9 protein-coding genes and 1 riboswitch are annotated in these 13,641 nt (G+C 74.8%); of the genes, 4 read left to right on the top strand and 5 right to left on the bottom strand.

What is annotated here, in order from left to right:
- Window positions 1–36: 36 nt before the first annotated feature.
- A complete protein-coding gene (cobN, locus tag ABZ567_RS14240; RefSeq protein WP_360788537.1) occupies window positions 37–3,654 on the bottom strand; it encodes a cobaltochelatase subunit CobN in 3,618 nt (1,205 codons plus the stop codon).
- A 75-nt stretch (window positions 3,655–3,729) separates the two neighbouring features.
- Window positions 3,730–3,881: riboswitch (cobalamin riboswitch) on the bottom strand.
- 354 nt (window positions 3,882–4,235) lie between these two features.
- On the opposite strand from cobN, the gene ABZ567_RS14235 reads away from it, so the two are divergent.
- The 3 genes from ABZ567_RS14235 to ABZ567_RS14225 are packed head-to-tail and all read left to right on the top strand — an operon-like array spanning window position 4,236 to window position 7,716.
- Window positions 4,236–5,579, top strand: coding sequence for a cobalamin biosynthesis protein CobG (locus ABZ567_RS14235; protein WP_360788534.1), 1,344 nt, complete (start codon window positions 4,236–4,238; stop codon window positions 5,577–5,579).
- Entirely contained in the window at window positions 5,576–6,229 is a 654-nt protein-coding gene (locus ABZ567_RS14230) for a precorrin-8X methylmutase (RefSeq protein WP_360788531.1), read from the top strand. Before ABZ567_RS14235 ends, ABZ567_RS14230 begins: the two co-directional genes overlap by 4 nt.
- The gene (locus ABZ567_RS14225) at window positions 6,226–7,716 is read left to right on the top strand and encodes a precorrin-2 C(20)-methyltransferase (RefSeq protein WP_360788528.1); all 1,491 of its coding nucleotides are present in this window, start codon (window positions 6,226–6,228) and stop codon (window positions 7,714–7,716) included. The genes ABZ567_RS14230 and ABZ567_RS14225 overlap by 4 nt, the downstream gene beginning before the upstream one ends.
- 18 nt (window positions 7,717–7,734) lie before the next feature.
- Here the strand turns inward: ABZ567_RS14225 and ABZ567_RS14220 are convergent, their stop codons facing one another.
- Window positions 7,735–9,291: a serine hydrolase gene (locus ABZ567_RS14220; RefSeq protein WP_360788525.1), complete on the bottom strand. Its 1,557-nt coding sequence runs from the start codon at window positions 9,289–9,291 to the stop codon at window positions 7,735–7,737.
- A gap of 189 nt (window positions 9,292–9,480) precedes the next feature.
- A complete protein-coding gene (locus ABZ567_RS14215; protein WP_360788523.1) occupies window positions 9,481–10,215 on the bottom strand; it encodes a cobalt-precorrin-6A reductase in 735 nt (244 codons plus the stop codon).
- Between the two features lie 15 nt (window positions 10,216–10,230).
- Between ABZ567_RS14215 and ABZ567_RS14210 the strand changes: the two genes are divergently transcribed.
- Complete coding sequence (locus tag ABZ567_RS14210) at window positions 10,231–11,352, top strand: cobalt-precorrin-5B (C(1))-methyltransferase (protein ID WP_360788521.1); 1,122 nt, start codon at window positions 10,231–10,233, stop codon at window positions 11,350–11,352.
- A gap of 305 nt (window positions 11,353–11,657) precedes the next feature.
- Here ABZ567_RS14210 and cobM read toward each other — a convergent pair whose 3' ends face one another.
- Together cobM and cbiE are read right to left on the bottom strand one after the other, a co-directional pair.
- A complete protein-coding gene (gene cobM, locus ABZ567_RS14205; protein WP_360788519.1) occupies window positions 11,658–12,407 on the bottom strand; it encodes a precorrin-4 C(11)-methyltransferase in 750 nt (249 codons plus the stop codon).
- Window positions 12,404–13,630, bottom strand: coding sequence for a precorrin-6y C5,15-methyltransferase (decarboxylating) subunit CbiE (gene cbiE / locus ABZ567_RS14200; RefSeq protein ID WP_360788516.1), 1,227 nt, complete (start codon window positions 13,628–13,630; stop codon window positions 12,404–12,406). Before cbiE ends, cobM begins: the two co-directional genes overlap by 4 nt.
- Window positions 13,631–13,641: the final 11 nt, after the last annotated feature.

Genomic DNA, 13,641 nt, shown 5'->3' with positions numbered 1-13,641 from the left:
GAGAGTCCCGTCCGGCCCGCCACGCCCCGTACAGGTCTAGTCGTCGTCGCCTTCGAGGTCGCCCTCGGTCTCCAGGAACACCTGGCGCAGGGCGGCCAGCGTCTCCGGGTCCGGCTTCTCCCACATGCCGCGCGACTCGGCTTCGAGGAGCCGCTCCGCGATGCCGTGCAGCGCCCACGGGTTGGCCTCCTTCAGGAAGGCCTGGTTCTCCGGGTCGAGGACGTACTCCTGCGTCAGCTTGTCGTACATCCAGTCGGCGACCACGCCGGTCGTGGCGTCGTACCCGAAGAGGTAGTCGACCGTCGCCGCCAGCTCGAACGCGCCCTTGTAGCCGTGGCGGCGCATCGCCTCGATCCAGCGCGGGTTGACGACACGCGCGCGGAAGACCCGGGAGGTCTCCTCGACGAGCGTGCGGGTGCGGACGGTCTCCGGGCGGGTCGAGTCCCCGATGTACGCCTCGGGGGCCGTGCCCTTCAGGGCGCGGACCGTGGCCACCATGCCGCCGTGGTACTGGAAGTAGTCGTCCGAGTCCGCGATGTCGTGCTCGCGGGTGTCGGTGTTCTTCGCGGCGACCGCGATCCGCTTGTACGCCGTCTCCATCTCGGCCCGCGCCGGGCGCCCTTCGAGCCCGCGCCCGTACGCGTACCCGCCCCACACCGTGTACACCTCGGCGAGGTCCGCGTCCGTCCGCCAGTCACGCGAGTCGATCAGCTGGAGGATGCCCGCGCCGTACGTGCCGGGCCGGGAGCCGAAGATACGGGTGGTGGCGCGCCGCTCGTCGCCGTGCTCGGCGAGATCGGCCTGCGCGTGCGCCCGTACGAAGTTCTCCGAAGCGGGCTCGTCCAGGGCCGCCACAAGCCGTACGGCGTCGTCCAGGAGGCCGATGACGTGCGGGAACGCGTCCCGGAAGAAGCCCGAGATCCGCAGCGTGACGTCGACGCGCGGACGGCCCAGCTCCTCCGGGGGGATGGGTTCGAGGCCGTTCACCCGGCGCGAGGCCTCGTCCCACAGCGGGCGGACGCCGAGCAGGGCGAGCGCCTCCGCCACGTCGTCGCCCGCGGTGCGCATGGCGCTGGTGCCCCACAGGGAGAGGCCCACGGACGTCGGCCACTCGCCGTTGTCGGTGCGGTAGCGCTCCAGGAGGGAGTCGGCGAGCGCCTGCCCGGTCTCCCAGGCCAGCCGGGACGGCACGGCCTTCGGGTCGACCGAGTAGAAGTTCCGGCCGGTCGGCAGGACGTTGACCAGACCGCGCAGCGGCGAGCCGGACGGGCCCGCCGGGACGAAACCGCCGTTCAGGGCGTGCACGGCGTGCGTCAGCTCGTCGGTGGTGGCGGCCAGGCGCGGCACGACCTGCTCACAGGCGAAGCGGAGCACGGCGTGCACCTCGGCGCCGTAGGCGGCGGCCACGGTCGGGACGGCGTCCACGGACCACTCCGCCGCCTCCATCGCCTCGACCAGCTCGCGCGCCTTCGCCTCCGCCTCGTCGGCGGTGGTGCGGGTCGCGGCCGACTCGTCGAGCCCCAGCGCCTCGCGCAGGCCCGGGAGCGCCTGCGTACCGCCCCAGATCTGGCGGGCGCGCAGGATGGAGAGGACCAGGTTGACGCGGCCCTCGCCCTCCGGGGCGCCGCCGAGGACGTGCAGGCCGTCGCGGATCTGGGCGTCCTTGACCTCGCACAGCCAGCCGTCGACGTGCAGCAGGAAGTCGTCGAAGCCGTCGTCCTCCGGGCGCTCCTGGAGACCGAGGTCGTGGTCGAGCTTCGCGGCCTGGATCAGCGTCCAGATCTGGGCGCGGATCGCGGGCAGCTTCGCCGGGTCCATGGAGGAGATCTGCGCGTACTCGTCGAGCAGCTGCTCCAGGCGCGCGATGTCGCCGTACGAGTCGGCGCGGGCCATCGGCGGCACCAGGTGGTCGACGAGGGTCGCGTGGACGCGCCGCTTGGCCTGGGTGCCCTCGCCCGGGTCGTTGACGAGGAACGGGTAGATCAGCGGGATGTCACCGAGGGCCGCGTCGGGGCCGCAGGCGGCGGACAGGCCGGCGTTCTTGCCGGGCAGCCACTCCAGGTTGCCGTGCTTGCCCAGGTGGACCATGGCGTCGGCGCCGAAACCGCCGTCCTCGGCGCGGGCGGCGATCCAGCGGTAGGCGGCCAGGTAGTGGTGGGACGGCGGGAGGTCGGGGTCGTGGTAGATCGCGATCGGGTTCTCGCCGAAGCCGCGCGGCGGCTGGATCAGGATGAGGAGGTTCCCGCGCCGCAGGGCCGCCAGGACGATGTCGCCCTCCGGGTTGCGGGAGCGGTCGAGGAACATCTCGCCGGGCGGCGGGCCCCAGTGCTCCTCGACGTGCGTCCGCAGCTCCTCGGGGAGGGTCGCGTACCAACGCTTGTAGTCGGCGGCCGGGATGCGGACCGGGTTGCGGGCGAGCTGCTCCTCCGTCAGCCAGTCCTGGTCGTGGCCGCCGGCCTCGATCAGGGCGTAGATCAGCTCGTCGCCGTCGCCGGAGACCAGGCCGGGAAGCTCCTCGGCGGGCCCGAAGTCGTACCCCTCCGCGATCAGTCGGCGCAGGAGGGAGACGGCGGAGGCGGGGGTGTCCAGGCCGACGGCGTTGCCGATGCGGGAGTGCTTCGTCGGGTACGCGGAGAGGACGAGCGCCAGCTTCTTCTCGGCGTTCGGGATGTGCCGGAGCCGGGCGTGCCGGACGGCGATCCCGGCGACGCGGGCGGCACGTTCGGCGTCGGCCACGTACGCGGGCAGACCGTCCTCGTCGATCTCCTTGAAGGAGAACGGGACGGTGATCAGGCGGCCGTCGAACTCGGGCACGGCGACCTGGCTGGCGGCGTCCAGCGGCGAGAGGCCCTCGTCGTTCTCCTCCCACGCGGACCGCGAACCGGTCAGGCACAGCGCCTGGAGGATCGGCACGTCGAGCGCGGCGAGCGCCCCCGCGTCCCAGGCCTCCTCGTCGCCGCCGGCCTGCGCCTGCGCCGGCTTGGTGCCGCCCGCCGCGAGGACGGTCGTGACGATGGCGTCGGCGCCCCGGAGGGTGTCGAGCAGCTCCGGCTCGGGGGCGCGCAGGGAGGCGACGTACAGCGGGAGCGGCCGCGCGCCGGCGTCCTCGATCGCGTCGCACAGGGTGCCGATGAAGCCGGTGTTGCCGCTCATGTGGTGGGCGCGGTAGTAGAGCACGGCGATGGTCGGGCCGCTCTCGTTCCGCGCGGTCCGGTCGAGCGGGCCCCAGGTGGGGGCGGCGGCCGGGGCCTCGAAGCCGTGGCCGGTGAGCAGGACGGTGTCGGAGAGGAAGCGGGCCAGCTGCTCCAGGTTCCCCGGGCCGCCGTGCGCGAGGTAGGCGTGGGCCTCGGTGGCGACGCCGATGGGGACGGTGGAGGCCTCCATCAGCTGTGCGTCGGGGGCCTGTTCGCCGCTGAGGACGACCACGGGCCTTCCGGCGGCACGGACCGCGTCCAGGCCCTCCTCCCAGGAACGGAGACCGCCGAGGAGCCGGACGACGACGAGGTCGACGCCGTCCAGGAGGGCGGGCAGGTCGGAGAGGGGGAGACGGGCGGGGTTGGCGAAGCGGTACTCCACCGGGCCGCCGGCCGAGGCAGCGTTCGCCGCGCGGGCGCTGAGCAGGTCGGTGTCGGAGTGCGACAGCAGCAGAAGCATGGCGAGCGCAGGCCTTCCTCGGGGTTGTCCGCGCCCCGGGTGGTCGTATGGGTTGGGGCCTCCCCTGCTCGGGCGAAGCCGAGAGCCTGGGGAAGGGAGTTCCTGACTCACCGCCCCCGAAGTGCGTCGCTGCGCACAGCCGGACCGGCTCACAGTGGCGGGACCGCGCCGGAGTCTCACCGGGCTTCCTCCCCGGGGTCCGGGGACCCCATGCCGATCTGCATCCTAGATCGTGCCGCGGAGGGACGGGACGGGCCACCGGGTCGACCTGATCACACCGGCCGAGGGGGCGGGGCCCCGTAGGTACGCCGACCGCCGGGCCGATCCCGCCCGTGGCCGCCCGGCCTCCCGTTGGTACGCCGACCGCCGGGCCGATCCCGCCCGTGGCCGCCCGGCCTCCCGTTGGTACGCCGACCGCCGGGCCGGTCCCGCCCGTGGCCGCCCGGCCTCCCGTAGGTGCGCCGACCGCCCGGCCGGCTCGGCCCGTGGCCGCCCGGCCGCCCACCGCGCCCACGTCCGTCGCGGCGTCGGCCTGATCACACCCGGTGGCCGCCCTGTTCCCCGTAGGTATGCTCGCCGCCATGCCGCCCACCCCACCCACGACGCCCGAACCGGGCGAAGCTCGTATACGGGACCGTGGCGACGCCTGCCCGGGGGCGCTGCGCCTGCATCCCGCCGAGGACGGCCGCCTGGCCCGACTGCGGCTCCCCGCAGGCCGTCTGACGTCTCATCAGGTCGAGACGCTCGCGGCCGCGGCGGAGACCCTGGGCGACGGGCGGATCAGCATCACCTCGCGCGGCAACGCGGAGCTGCGGGGCCTCGCGGACGACTGCGGGGCGGCGCTCGCGGCGCTCCTCGCGGACGCGGGCCTGCTGCCCTCCCCCACCCACGAGCGCGTCCGCAACATCGTCGCCTCGCCCACCGCGGGACTCGACGGACTCGGCCACGCGGACGTGCAGTTGTGGGCGCGCGGACTGGACGCCGCACTGTGCGCCGAGCCCCGGGCGGCGTCCCTCTCGGGACGGTTCCTGTTCGTCCTGGACGACGGTCGCGGCGACGTGGCCCCGCTCGGCGGGGATGTGAGCTTGGTCGCAGACGAGGACGGATCCGTCCTCGTGCGACTGGGTCCGCAGGTCTTGCGGCTCGCTGCCGCCGACGCCGTCCGCTCCGCCCTCGCCGCCGCCCTCGCGTTCCTCGACGCGGCCGAAGCGGCCGGCAACGGGGCCTGGCGACCCCGCGAACTGCCCGACGCGCACGTGCCGGACTGGGCCCGCGCCCTGGCGGCCGCCGGGATCGCGGCCGAATCCGTACCCCTCCCCGTACCGCCGCTGCCCGTGTCCCGTCCGCCGGCGCCCGGGGTGCTCGGCGCCGACGCGCTGTACGTCCTCGCGCCGCTCGGCCGGCTGACCGCCGCTCAGCTACGGGCCCTGCTGCCGGCCGACGAGGTGCGGCTGACGCCCTGGCGCGGGGCGGTCGTCGTCGGCCCCACGGGCTCTGCGGAAGCCGGCCCCACCGGGGCAGCAGAAGCGGGCCCCACCGCGCCGGCGGAAGCGGCCCGCACCGGGTCGGCCGTCGACGGACCCGCCGCCCGGCTCGCCCGCCTCGCGGCGTACGGGCTGATCACCCGGTCCGACGACCCCGGCGCCGGGGTCACCGTCTGTACCGGGCGGCCCGGGTGCGCCAAGTCCCTCGCCGACGTACGGACGGACGCCCGCGCCGTGCCCGCGGGGCCGGTGCCCGTGCACTTCTCCGGGTGCGCACGCGGCTGCGGGCACCCGTACGGCGACTGGATCGAGGTCCTCGCCACCGGCGACGACACCTATCTGGTGGACGGCGTCCCCACCCCCCGCGCCTCCCTGCCCGCAGCGGTCGGAGCGGCCCGTACCCCTGTCGACCACACGCCCCCCACGTCCCACACGAGATGAGCGAGAGCGACACCATGTTCGACTACGAGAAGGACGGGGCGGAGATCTACCGCCGGTCCTTTGCCACGATCCGCGCCGAGGCGGATCTCGCGGGCCTGCCCGCCGACGTCGCCCAGGTGGCGGTCCGGATGATCCATGCCTGCGGCATGACCGACCTCGTGCGGGACATCGCCTACTCCCCCGGCGTGGTCGCGAGCGCCCGCGCCGCCCTCCGGGCCGGCGCGCCGATCCTGTGCGACGCCCAGATGGTCGCGAGCGGCGTCACCCGCAGGCGCCTGCCCGCCGACAACGAGGTGGTCTGCACGCTCTCGGACCCGTCCGTGCCGGACCTGGCCGCCGAGCTCGGCACCACCCGCTCCGCCGCCGCCCTCGAACTGTGGCGGGACCGCCTCGAAGGCTCCGTCGTCGCCATCGGCAACGCGCCCACCGCCCTCTTCCACCTCCTGCAGATGATCGCCGAGGGTGCGGGGAAGCCCGCCGCCGTCCTCGGCATACCGGTCGGCTTCATCGGCGCCGCCGAGTCCAAGGACGCCCTCGCCGCCCAGGACCTCGGCCTCGAACACCTCGTCGTGCGGGGCCGGCGCGGCGGCAGCGCGATGACGGCCGCCGCGATCAACGCGATCGCCCACGAAGCGGAGATCCAGCAGTGACCGCCACCGGAAAGCTCTACGGCGTCGGCCTCGGCCCCGGCGACCCGGACCTCATGACGGTGGCGGCCGTGAAGGCCATCGCCGGCGCCGACGTGATCGCGTACCACTCGGCCCGCCACGGCCGCTCCATCGCCCGCTCGATCGCCGCCGAGCACCTCCGCGAGGACCACATCGAGGAGCGCCTGATGTATCCGCTCACGGTGGAGACCACGGACCACCCCGGCGGCTACCGGGGCGCCCTGGACGACTTCTACGAGGAGGCGTCGGCCCGCCTCGCCGCGCACCTCGACGCGGGGCGCACGGTCGCCGTACTCGCCGAGGGCGACCCGCTGTTCTACGGCTCGTACCAGCACATGCACAAGCGGCTCGCGCACCGCTACGACACGACCGTCATCCCCGGCGTCACGTCCGTCAGCGCCGCCGCCGCCCGCCTCGGCGAGCCGCTGTGCGAGGCGGAGGAGGTCCTCACGATCATTCCCGGCACCCTGCCGGAGGACGAGCTGACGGCCCGGCTCGCGGGCACCGACTCGGCGGTCGTGATGAAGCTCGGCCGCACCTTCCCCACCGTGCGGCGGGCCCTGGAGCGGGCCGGGCGGCTCGACGACGCCCGGTACGTGGAGCGGGCGTTCATGCGGGGCGAGCGGACCGAGCGCCTGTCCGACGTCGACCCCGAGTCCGTCCCCTACTTCTCCGTCGCCGTCCTGCCCTCCCGTATCGACCAGGAGCCTCCCGTACGGGAACAGGGCGAGGTCGTCGTCGTCGGCACCGGCCCGGCCGGCGCGCCCTGGCTCACCCCCGAGTCGCGCGGCGCGCTGGTGAACGCCGACGTCCTCGTCGGCTACACCACCTACCTGGACCGGGTGCCGGTCCTGCGCGCCGGGCAGATCCGGCACGGCTCCGACAACAAGGTGGAGTCCGAGCGGGCCGAGTTCGCGCTCGACCTGGCCCGGCGCGGCCACCGGGTCGCGGTCGTCTCCGGCGGCGACCCGGGCGTCTTCGCGATGGCGACGGCGGTCCTCGAAGTGGCCTGCGAACCGGCGTACGCCGACGTACCCGTTCGGGTCCTCCCGGGGGTGACCGCGGCCAACGCGGCCGCCGCCGCCGCGGGCGCCCCCCTGGGCCACGACTACGCGACGATCTCGCTGTCCGACCGGCTCAAGCCCTGGGACGTCATCGAGGCCCGGCTGCGGGCCGCGGCCTCGGCCGACCTGGTCCTCGCCCTCTACAACCCGGGGTCGAAGTCCCGTACGCACCAGGTGGCCGCCGCCCGCGACCTCCTGCTCGAACTCCGCCCGCCCGAGACCCCGGTGGTCGTCGCCCGAGACGTGGGCGGCCCCGAGCAGTCGGTACGCGTGGTGACCCTGAAGACCCTGGAACCGTCCGAGGTCGACATGCGCACCCTGCTCCTCATCGGCTCGTCCCAGACGCGCGCGGTGGAACGGACCGACGGCCGGACGATCACCTGGACGCCCCGCCGGTACGGGTGAGCCGGGCTGCCGGAGCGGCTACGAGCCGCTCCGGGTGAACGTCCCCAGGCCCTCCTGGTCCAGGTACTCGACGCGGACGGTCTTCCCGTCCGGGGAGAAGGTGACGCCGGTGGGGCCGACGGCGTTCTCCCCGCGCGTCGGGAAGCTGAACGTGTTCCCGTCGTAGTGCGTGAGCCGGTACGACTGGGGCTCCGGTCCCAGTCGCAGGACCAGGCCGCCGCCCTCCGCCGCGACCGTGAGCGGGCCGAAGTAGTCGTTGGCGTACGTGCCGGTGTAGGCGTCGGCGGCCTTCGCGGGGGTGGGATCGGCGGGCGGCTTCGTGTAGTCCGTCTCGGACCGGTCGGCGTCCGCCTGCTGCTGGTACAGGCCGTCCAGGAGCGGCACCCAGTCCCGACTGGGCTTCCCGTTCTGCACGGTGTCGAAGAAGTCGAGGGCGACGGCGTCCGCGACGCCGACCGGCGCCCCGTTGGTGAGGACGACGATCCCGAGCTGTTCGCCCGGCAGCATCGTGACGTTGGTGTGGGCGCCGAGCGCGAACGCGCCGGTGTGCGAGAGCCGCAGCCGGCCCTCGTCGTCGTACGCCACGTTCCAGCCCAGGCCGTAGAAGCCGGTCCGGCCCGCCGGCGCGTGCGGGGGCGAGGCGACGCTCTCGGGGTGGTGGGTGAGGTCGAGGGCCTCGGCGTCGACGATCTTCTTCCCGTCCAGCGTGCCGTTCGCGAGCTGGAGCCGGAGCCAGGTCGCCATGTCACGGGCGGAGGAGCTGACGCCGCCCGCCGGGGACTGGGCGTCCGGGTCGCGTACGGACGCCTTCCAGGTGCCGTCGGACTCCTGCACATGGCCGACGGCCCGGTCGGCGTTCGAGGCGAAGTCCTGGAAGCGGGAGCTGGTGTCGTTCATGCCGGCGGGCTTGTAGAGGGTGTCCTCGGAGAGCTTCTCCCACGGCACGCCCTTCTCCGCGGCGACGGCCTCGGCGGCCGCCGTCAGCCCGAAGTTCGTGTACGCGTAGCTCGCGCGGAACGGCGCCAGGGCCTCGTACCGCAGGTGGGACAGGATGTACTCCTGGTCGTAGCCGAGGTCCTCCAGGAGGTCGCCCGCGTGGTCGGGCAGACCGCTGCGGTGCGAGAACAGGTCGGCGACCGTCACATGGGAGCTCACCCACGGATCCTTCAGGCGGAACTCGGGCAGCTCGGGGGCGACGGGCCGCTGCCAGCCCTCGACGCCGACGGCCCCCGCGACGACGGTCGAGGCGATCGGTTTCGACACGGAGGCCAGCTGGAAGACGGTGTCGGCGTCGACGCGGGCCGTCTTGCCCACCTCGCGCACCCCGTACCCCTTGAGGTGGACGACCTCGTCCTCGTACACGACGGCGACGGACACCCCGGGGAGCCCGGTGCGTTTCATCATCGCCGCGACGTCGGCGTCGATCCGCCCGACGGCCCGGTCCACGTCCGCCCGGTCGAGCACGGGCGGCGGCTGCGCGGGCGGCGGTTCGGGCGTCGGGGAGGGGGAGGGGCTCGGCGCGGCACCCAGGAGCGCCACGAGCCCCGCCGTGGCAAGCCATCGGACGGTACCCATCACTCCATTGAACGCCGGGTGGGATCGGCTGTCGCGCCGGGAGCAAGGCGCCCGTACGGGCCCGTCCTGGCGGGCGCGGGGGACGTCATCGAGGCGACGGACCCGCGCGTGAACCGGGTCGAGGTCACCGAACTCGACAGCCCCCGCGAAGGCTGACCCGCCGAGGGGCCGACCCGCCACGGCTCCCTCTCAGGAGGCGGACCCACGCAACGCCCACCCGGCGGCCTCCGCCGGGGTCGTCGCCACCGGGACGTCCGGCGGGACCGGGGGGCGGCGGACCAGGACGACCGGGATGCCGGCCTCACGGGCCGCCCGGAGCTTCGGGGCCGTCGCCGCGCCGCCGCTGTCCTTCGTCACCAGGACGTCGATCCGGTGGCGGCGCAGCAGCTCCCGCTCGCCGTCCAGGGCGAACGGCCCCCGGTCGAGCAGGATCTCGGCGCGGGCCGGCATCGGAGCCTCCGGGGCGTCCACCGAGCGGACCAGGAACCACTGGGGGCAGGCCGCGAAGGCCGCGAGGCCCATGCGGCCCGTCGTCAGGAAGACGCGGTCGCCGAGGCCGTCCAGGGCGCGGGCCGCGTCGTCCAGGGACGGCACCTCGTGCCAGTCGTCGCCCGCCACCGGGACCCAGCCTGGGCGGCGCAGCGCGAGCAGGGGAACATGGGCGGTGGCGGCCGCCCCGGCCGCGTTGAAACTGATCCGCTCGGCGAAGGGATGCGTGGCGTCGATGACCGCGTCCACCGCGTGCTCCCGCAGCCACTCCGCCAGTCCTTCGGCACCGCCGAAACCGCCGATCCTGACCTCCCCGGCCGGCAGCCGGGGGCTCGCCACCCGCCCCGCGAGGGAGCTGGTGACCCGGGCCTCGCCGTGCAGCAGGCCCGCGAGGGCGCGGGCCTCGGCGGTCCCCCCGAGAATGAGTATGTGCACCACAGGAGCCCTTTCGTGACGTCTGGCGGGCGTGAGGCCCAACTCAAGCACACCGGCCTCCGCCCCGGCTGGACGACGGGTGCCTGCGCGACGGCGGCGACGACGGCCGCGTACACGGCGCTCCTGACCGGTGATTTCCCGGACCCGGTGACGATCACGCTGCCGAAGGGCCAGACGCCGTCGTTCGCGCTGACGGCGGAGTCCCTTCGCTCGGGCACGGCCATGGCGGCCGTGGTCAAGGACGCGGGCGACGACCCGGACGTCACGCACGGGGCGGTGATCCGGGCGACGGTACGGCTCCTGCCGCCGGGCTCGGGCGTGGTCTTCCGGGCGGGCGAGGGCGTCGGCACGGTCACCCTGCCGGGCCTGCCCCTGGACGTGGGCGAGCCGGCCATCAATCCGGTGCCCCGGCAGCTGATGCGGGAGCACGTCGCCGAGGTCGCGGCCCGGCACGGCGGCACCGGGGACGTCGAGGTCACCGTGTCCGTCGACCACGGCGCCGAGATCGCCCGCTCCACCTGGAACCCCCGGCTCGGCATCCTCGGCGGCCTGTCGATCCTCGGCACGACGGGCGTCGTCGTGCCGTACTCGTGCTCGGCGTGGATCGACTCCATCCGCCGGGGCGTGGACGTGGCCCGCGCGGGCGGCCTCACCCATGTGGCGGGCTGTACGGGCTCCACCTCCGAGCGCACGGTCAGCGGGCTCTACGAGCTGCCGGAGATCGCCCTGCTCGACATGGGCGACTTCGCGGGCGCGGTCCTGAAGTACATCCGCCGCCACCCGGTCGACCGCCTCACGATCTGCGGCGGCTTCGCGAAGCTGTCCAAGCTGGCCGCGGGCCATCTGGACCTCCACTCGGCCCGTTCCCAGGTCGACAAGGCCTTCCTCGCGGACCTGGCCCGCACGGGAGGCGCGTCGGAGGCCCTGGCGGCGGAGATCACCGGGGCGAACACGGGCCTCGCCGCCCTCCGCCTCTGCGAGTCCGCCGGCGTCCCCCTCGGCGACCTGGTCGCCACCCGAGCCCGCGACGAGTCCCTGGCGGTCCTGCGCGGCGCCCCGGTCGCGGTCGACGTCATCTGCGTCGACCGCGCGGGGACGGTGGTGGGACGCTCGCCGGTGCGGGGGCCGGGAGCGTGATTCCCGGCGGCCGACATGCGGCCCCCGGGGCCCGAACCTAGGCTGGCGGGGGCACAGCCCCCTAGCGAGAGGGAGTCCCATGGCGAAGCGTGGCAACAAGCGTCGGGCCCGGAAGAAGAAGAGCGCGAACCACGGCAAGCGGCCGAACGCCTGACGTCGAAGACCTGCGGTCTCACGTCGAACGCCTGACGCCGAAGACCCGACGACGTGCGGCGGGGCCCCGGGATCGGACTTCCCGGGGCCCCGCCGCATGCCCCCGCCCGGCCCCGCATTCCCCCGCACGCCCTCGCGCGCCCCCGCCGCGATCAGCAGGCGTGGCGGTCGCGGGCCGGGTCGTACAGGTGGCTGTCGCGGAATTCCGAGGCCGCGAGGGTGCGGCCGACGAGGATGACGGCCGTCTTCGTGATGCCGGCCGCCTTCAGCTGGGCGGCGATGTCGTCGAGGGTGCCCCGCAGGACGAGTTCGTCGGGGCGGCTGGCCATGGCCACGACCGCGGCCGGGCAGTCGGCGCCGTAGTGGGGGAGGAGTTCGGCGACGACCCGGTCGACGTAGCGGGCGGCCAGGTGGAGGACGAGCAGGGCGCCGCTGCGGCCGAGGGTGGCGAGGTCCTCGCCCTCGGGCATGGGTGTGGCCTGCTGTGCGACACGGGTGAGGATGACCGTCTGGCCGACCGTGGGGACGGTCAGTTCCCGCTTCAGCGCGGCCGCCGCCGCCGCGAACGCGGGGACGCCCGGTACGACCTCGTACGGGATGCCCAGCGCGTCGAGCCGCCGCATCTGCTCGGCCATCGCGCTGAAGACGGACGGGTCGCCGGAGTGGAGACGGGCCACGTCCTGGCCCGCCTCGTGGGCGGCGGCGATCTCCGCGACGATCCGGTCGAGGTCGAGGTCGGCCGTGTCGACCAGGCGCGTGTCCGGCCCGCACTCGGCGAGCAGTTCGGTGGGGACGAGCGACCCGGCGTACAGGCAGACCCCGCAGGACGCGAGCGTCCGCGCGCCGCGCAGGGTGATCAGGTCGGCCGCGCCGGGGCCCGCGCCGATGAAGTAGACGGTCATGCTCGTTCTCCTGGTTTGGTGACGGACCACTGCGTGACCGGCATCGCCTGGCGCCAGCCGGTGAAGCCGCCGACGGGGACGGCGGAGGCGACGGCGAGCCGGACCAGTTCGCCGCCGTGGCGGCGGTAGCGGTCGGCGAGCAGCGCCTCGGACTCGAGCGTCACGGTGTTGGCGACGAGCCGGCCGCCGGCGGGGAGCGCGTCCCAGCAGGCGTCGAGGAGGCCGGGGGCGGTGAGGCCGCCGCCGATGAAGATCGCGTCGGGGGGTGCGAGACCGGAGAGCGCCTCGGGGGCCGGGCCGGTGACCACGCGCAGGCCGGGGACGCCGAGGGCGTCGGCGTTGCGCCCGATGCGTTCCGCCCGCTGCGGGGACTTCTCGACGGTGATCGCCCGGCAGGAGCGGTGGGCCCGCATCCATTCGACGCCGATGGAGCCGGAGCCGCCACCGATGTCCCAGAGCAGTTCGCCGGGGGCGGGGGCGAGGGCGGCGAGGGTGGCGGCGCGGACGTACCGCTTGGTGAGCTGCCCGTCGTGCTCGTACGCCTCGTCCGGCAGGCCGGGGACGGCGCCGAGCCGGAGGGCGCCGGGGTCGCGTACGCAGTCGAGGGCGAGGACGTGGAGGGCGTCGGTCCGCTCGTGGGGCCAGTCGGCGGCGGTCGCGTCGAGGATCCGTTCGCGGTCGCCACCGAGCTGTTCGAGGACCCGGATCCGGGTGCCGCCCCAGCCGGTGTCCCGGAGGCGCGCCGCGACCTGGGCGGGTGTCGTGGGTCCTTCGCCGAGGACGAGGAGCCGGCGGCCGGGGTGGAGGGCGGCCGAGAGCGCGGCGAGGGGCCGGGCGACGAGGGAGACGGTCTCGGTGTCCTCCAGGGGCCAGCCGAGCCGGGCACAGGCGTACGAGACGGAGGACGGGTGGGGGTGGATCCGGAGGCGGTCGGCGCCGACGGCTCCGGCGAGGGTGCGGCCGATGCCGTAGAAGGACGGGTCGCCGCTGGCGAGGACGGCGACCGCGCGGTCCTGGTGGGCGGCGAGCAGTCCGGGGACGGCGGGGCGGAGCGGTGACGGCCAGGTGATCCGTTCGCCGGGGCAGGCGTCGCGGGGGAGCAGGTCGAGCTGGCGGGGGGCGCCGATGAGGACCTCGGCGGTGCCGAGGACGCGGCGGGAGGTCGCGGGGAGCCCGTCCCAGCCGTCCGCGCCGATTCCGACGACCGCTATCGCACCGTTCACGTCGGGGACTC

It is taken from the genome of Streptomyces sp. NPDC016459, assembly GCF_040632845.1.
Classification (GTDB): Bacteria; Actinomycetota; Actinomycetes; order Streptomycetales; family Streptomycetaceae; genus Streptomyces.
The sequence above is the reverse complement of the archived record's forward strand: the minus strand, read 5'-3'. Positions and strand labels throughout refer to the sequence as shown.

Coding starts and splice junctions, on each gene's coding strand:
- cobN (WP_360788537.1), bottom strand. CDS start 3,654: ATGCTTCTGCTGCTGTCGCACTCCGACACCGACCTGCTCAGCGCCCGC.
- ABZ567_RS14235 (WP_360788534.1), top strand. CDS start 4,236: ATGCCGCCCACCCCACCCACGACGCCCGAACCGGGCGAAGCTCGTATA.
- ABZ567_RS14230 (WP_360788531.1), top strand. CDS start 5,576: ATGAGCGAGAGCGACACCATGTTCGACTACGAGAAGGACGGGGCGGAG.
- ABZ567_RS14220 (WP_360788525.1), bottom strand. CDS start 9,291: ATGGGTACCGTCCGATGGCTTGCCACGGCGGGGCTCGTGGCGCTCCTG.
- cobM (WP_360788519.1), bottom strand. CDS start 12,407: ATGACCGTCTACTTCATCGGCGCGGGCCCCGGCGCGGCCGACCTGATC.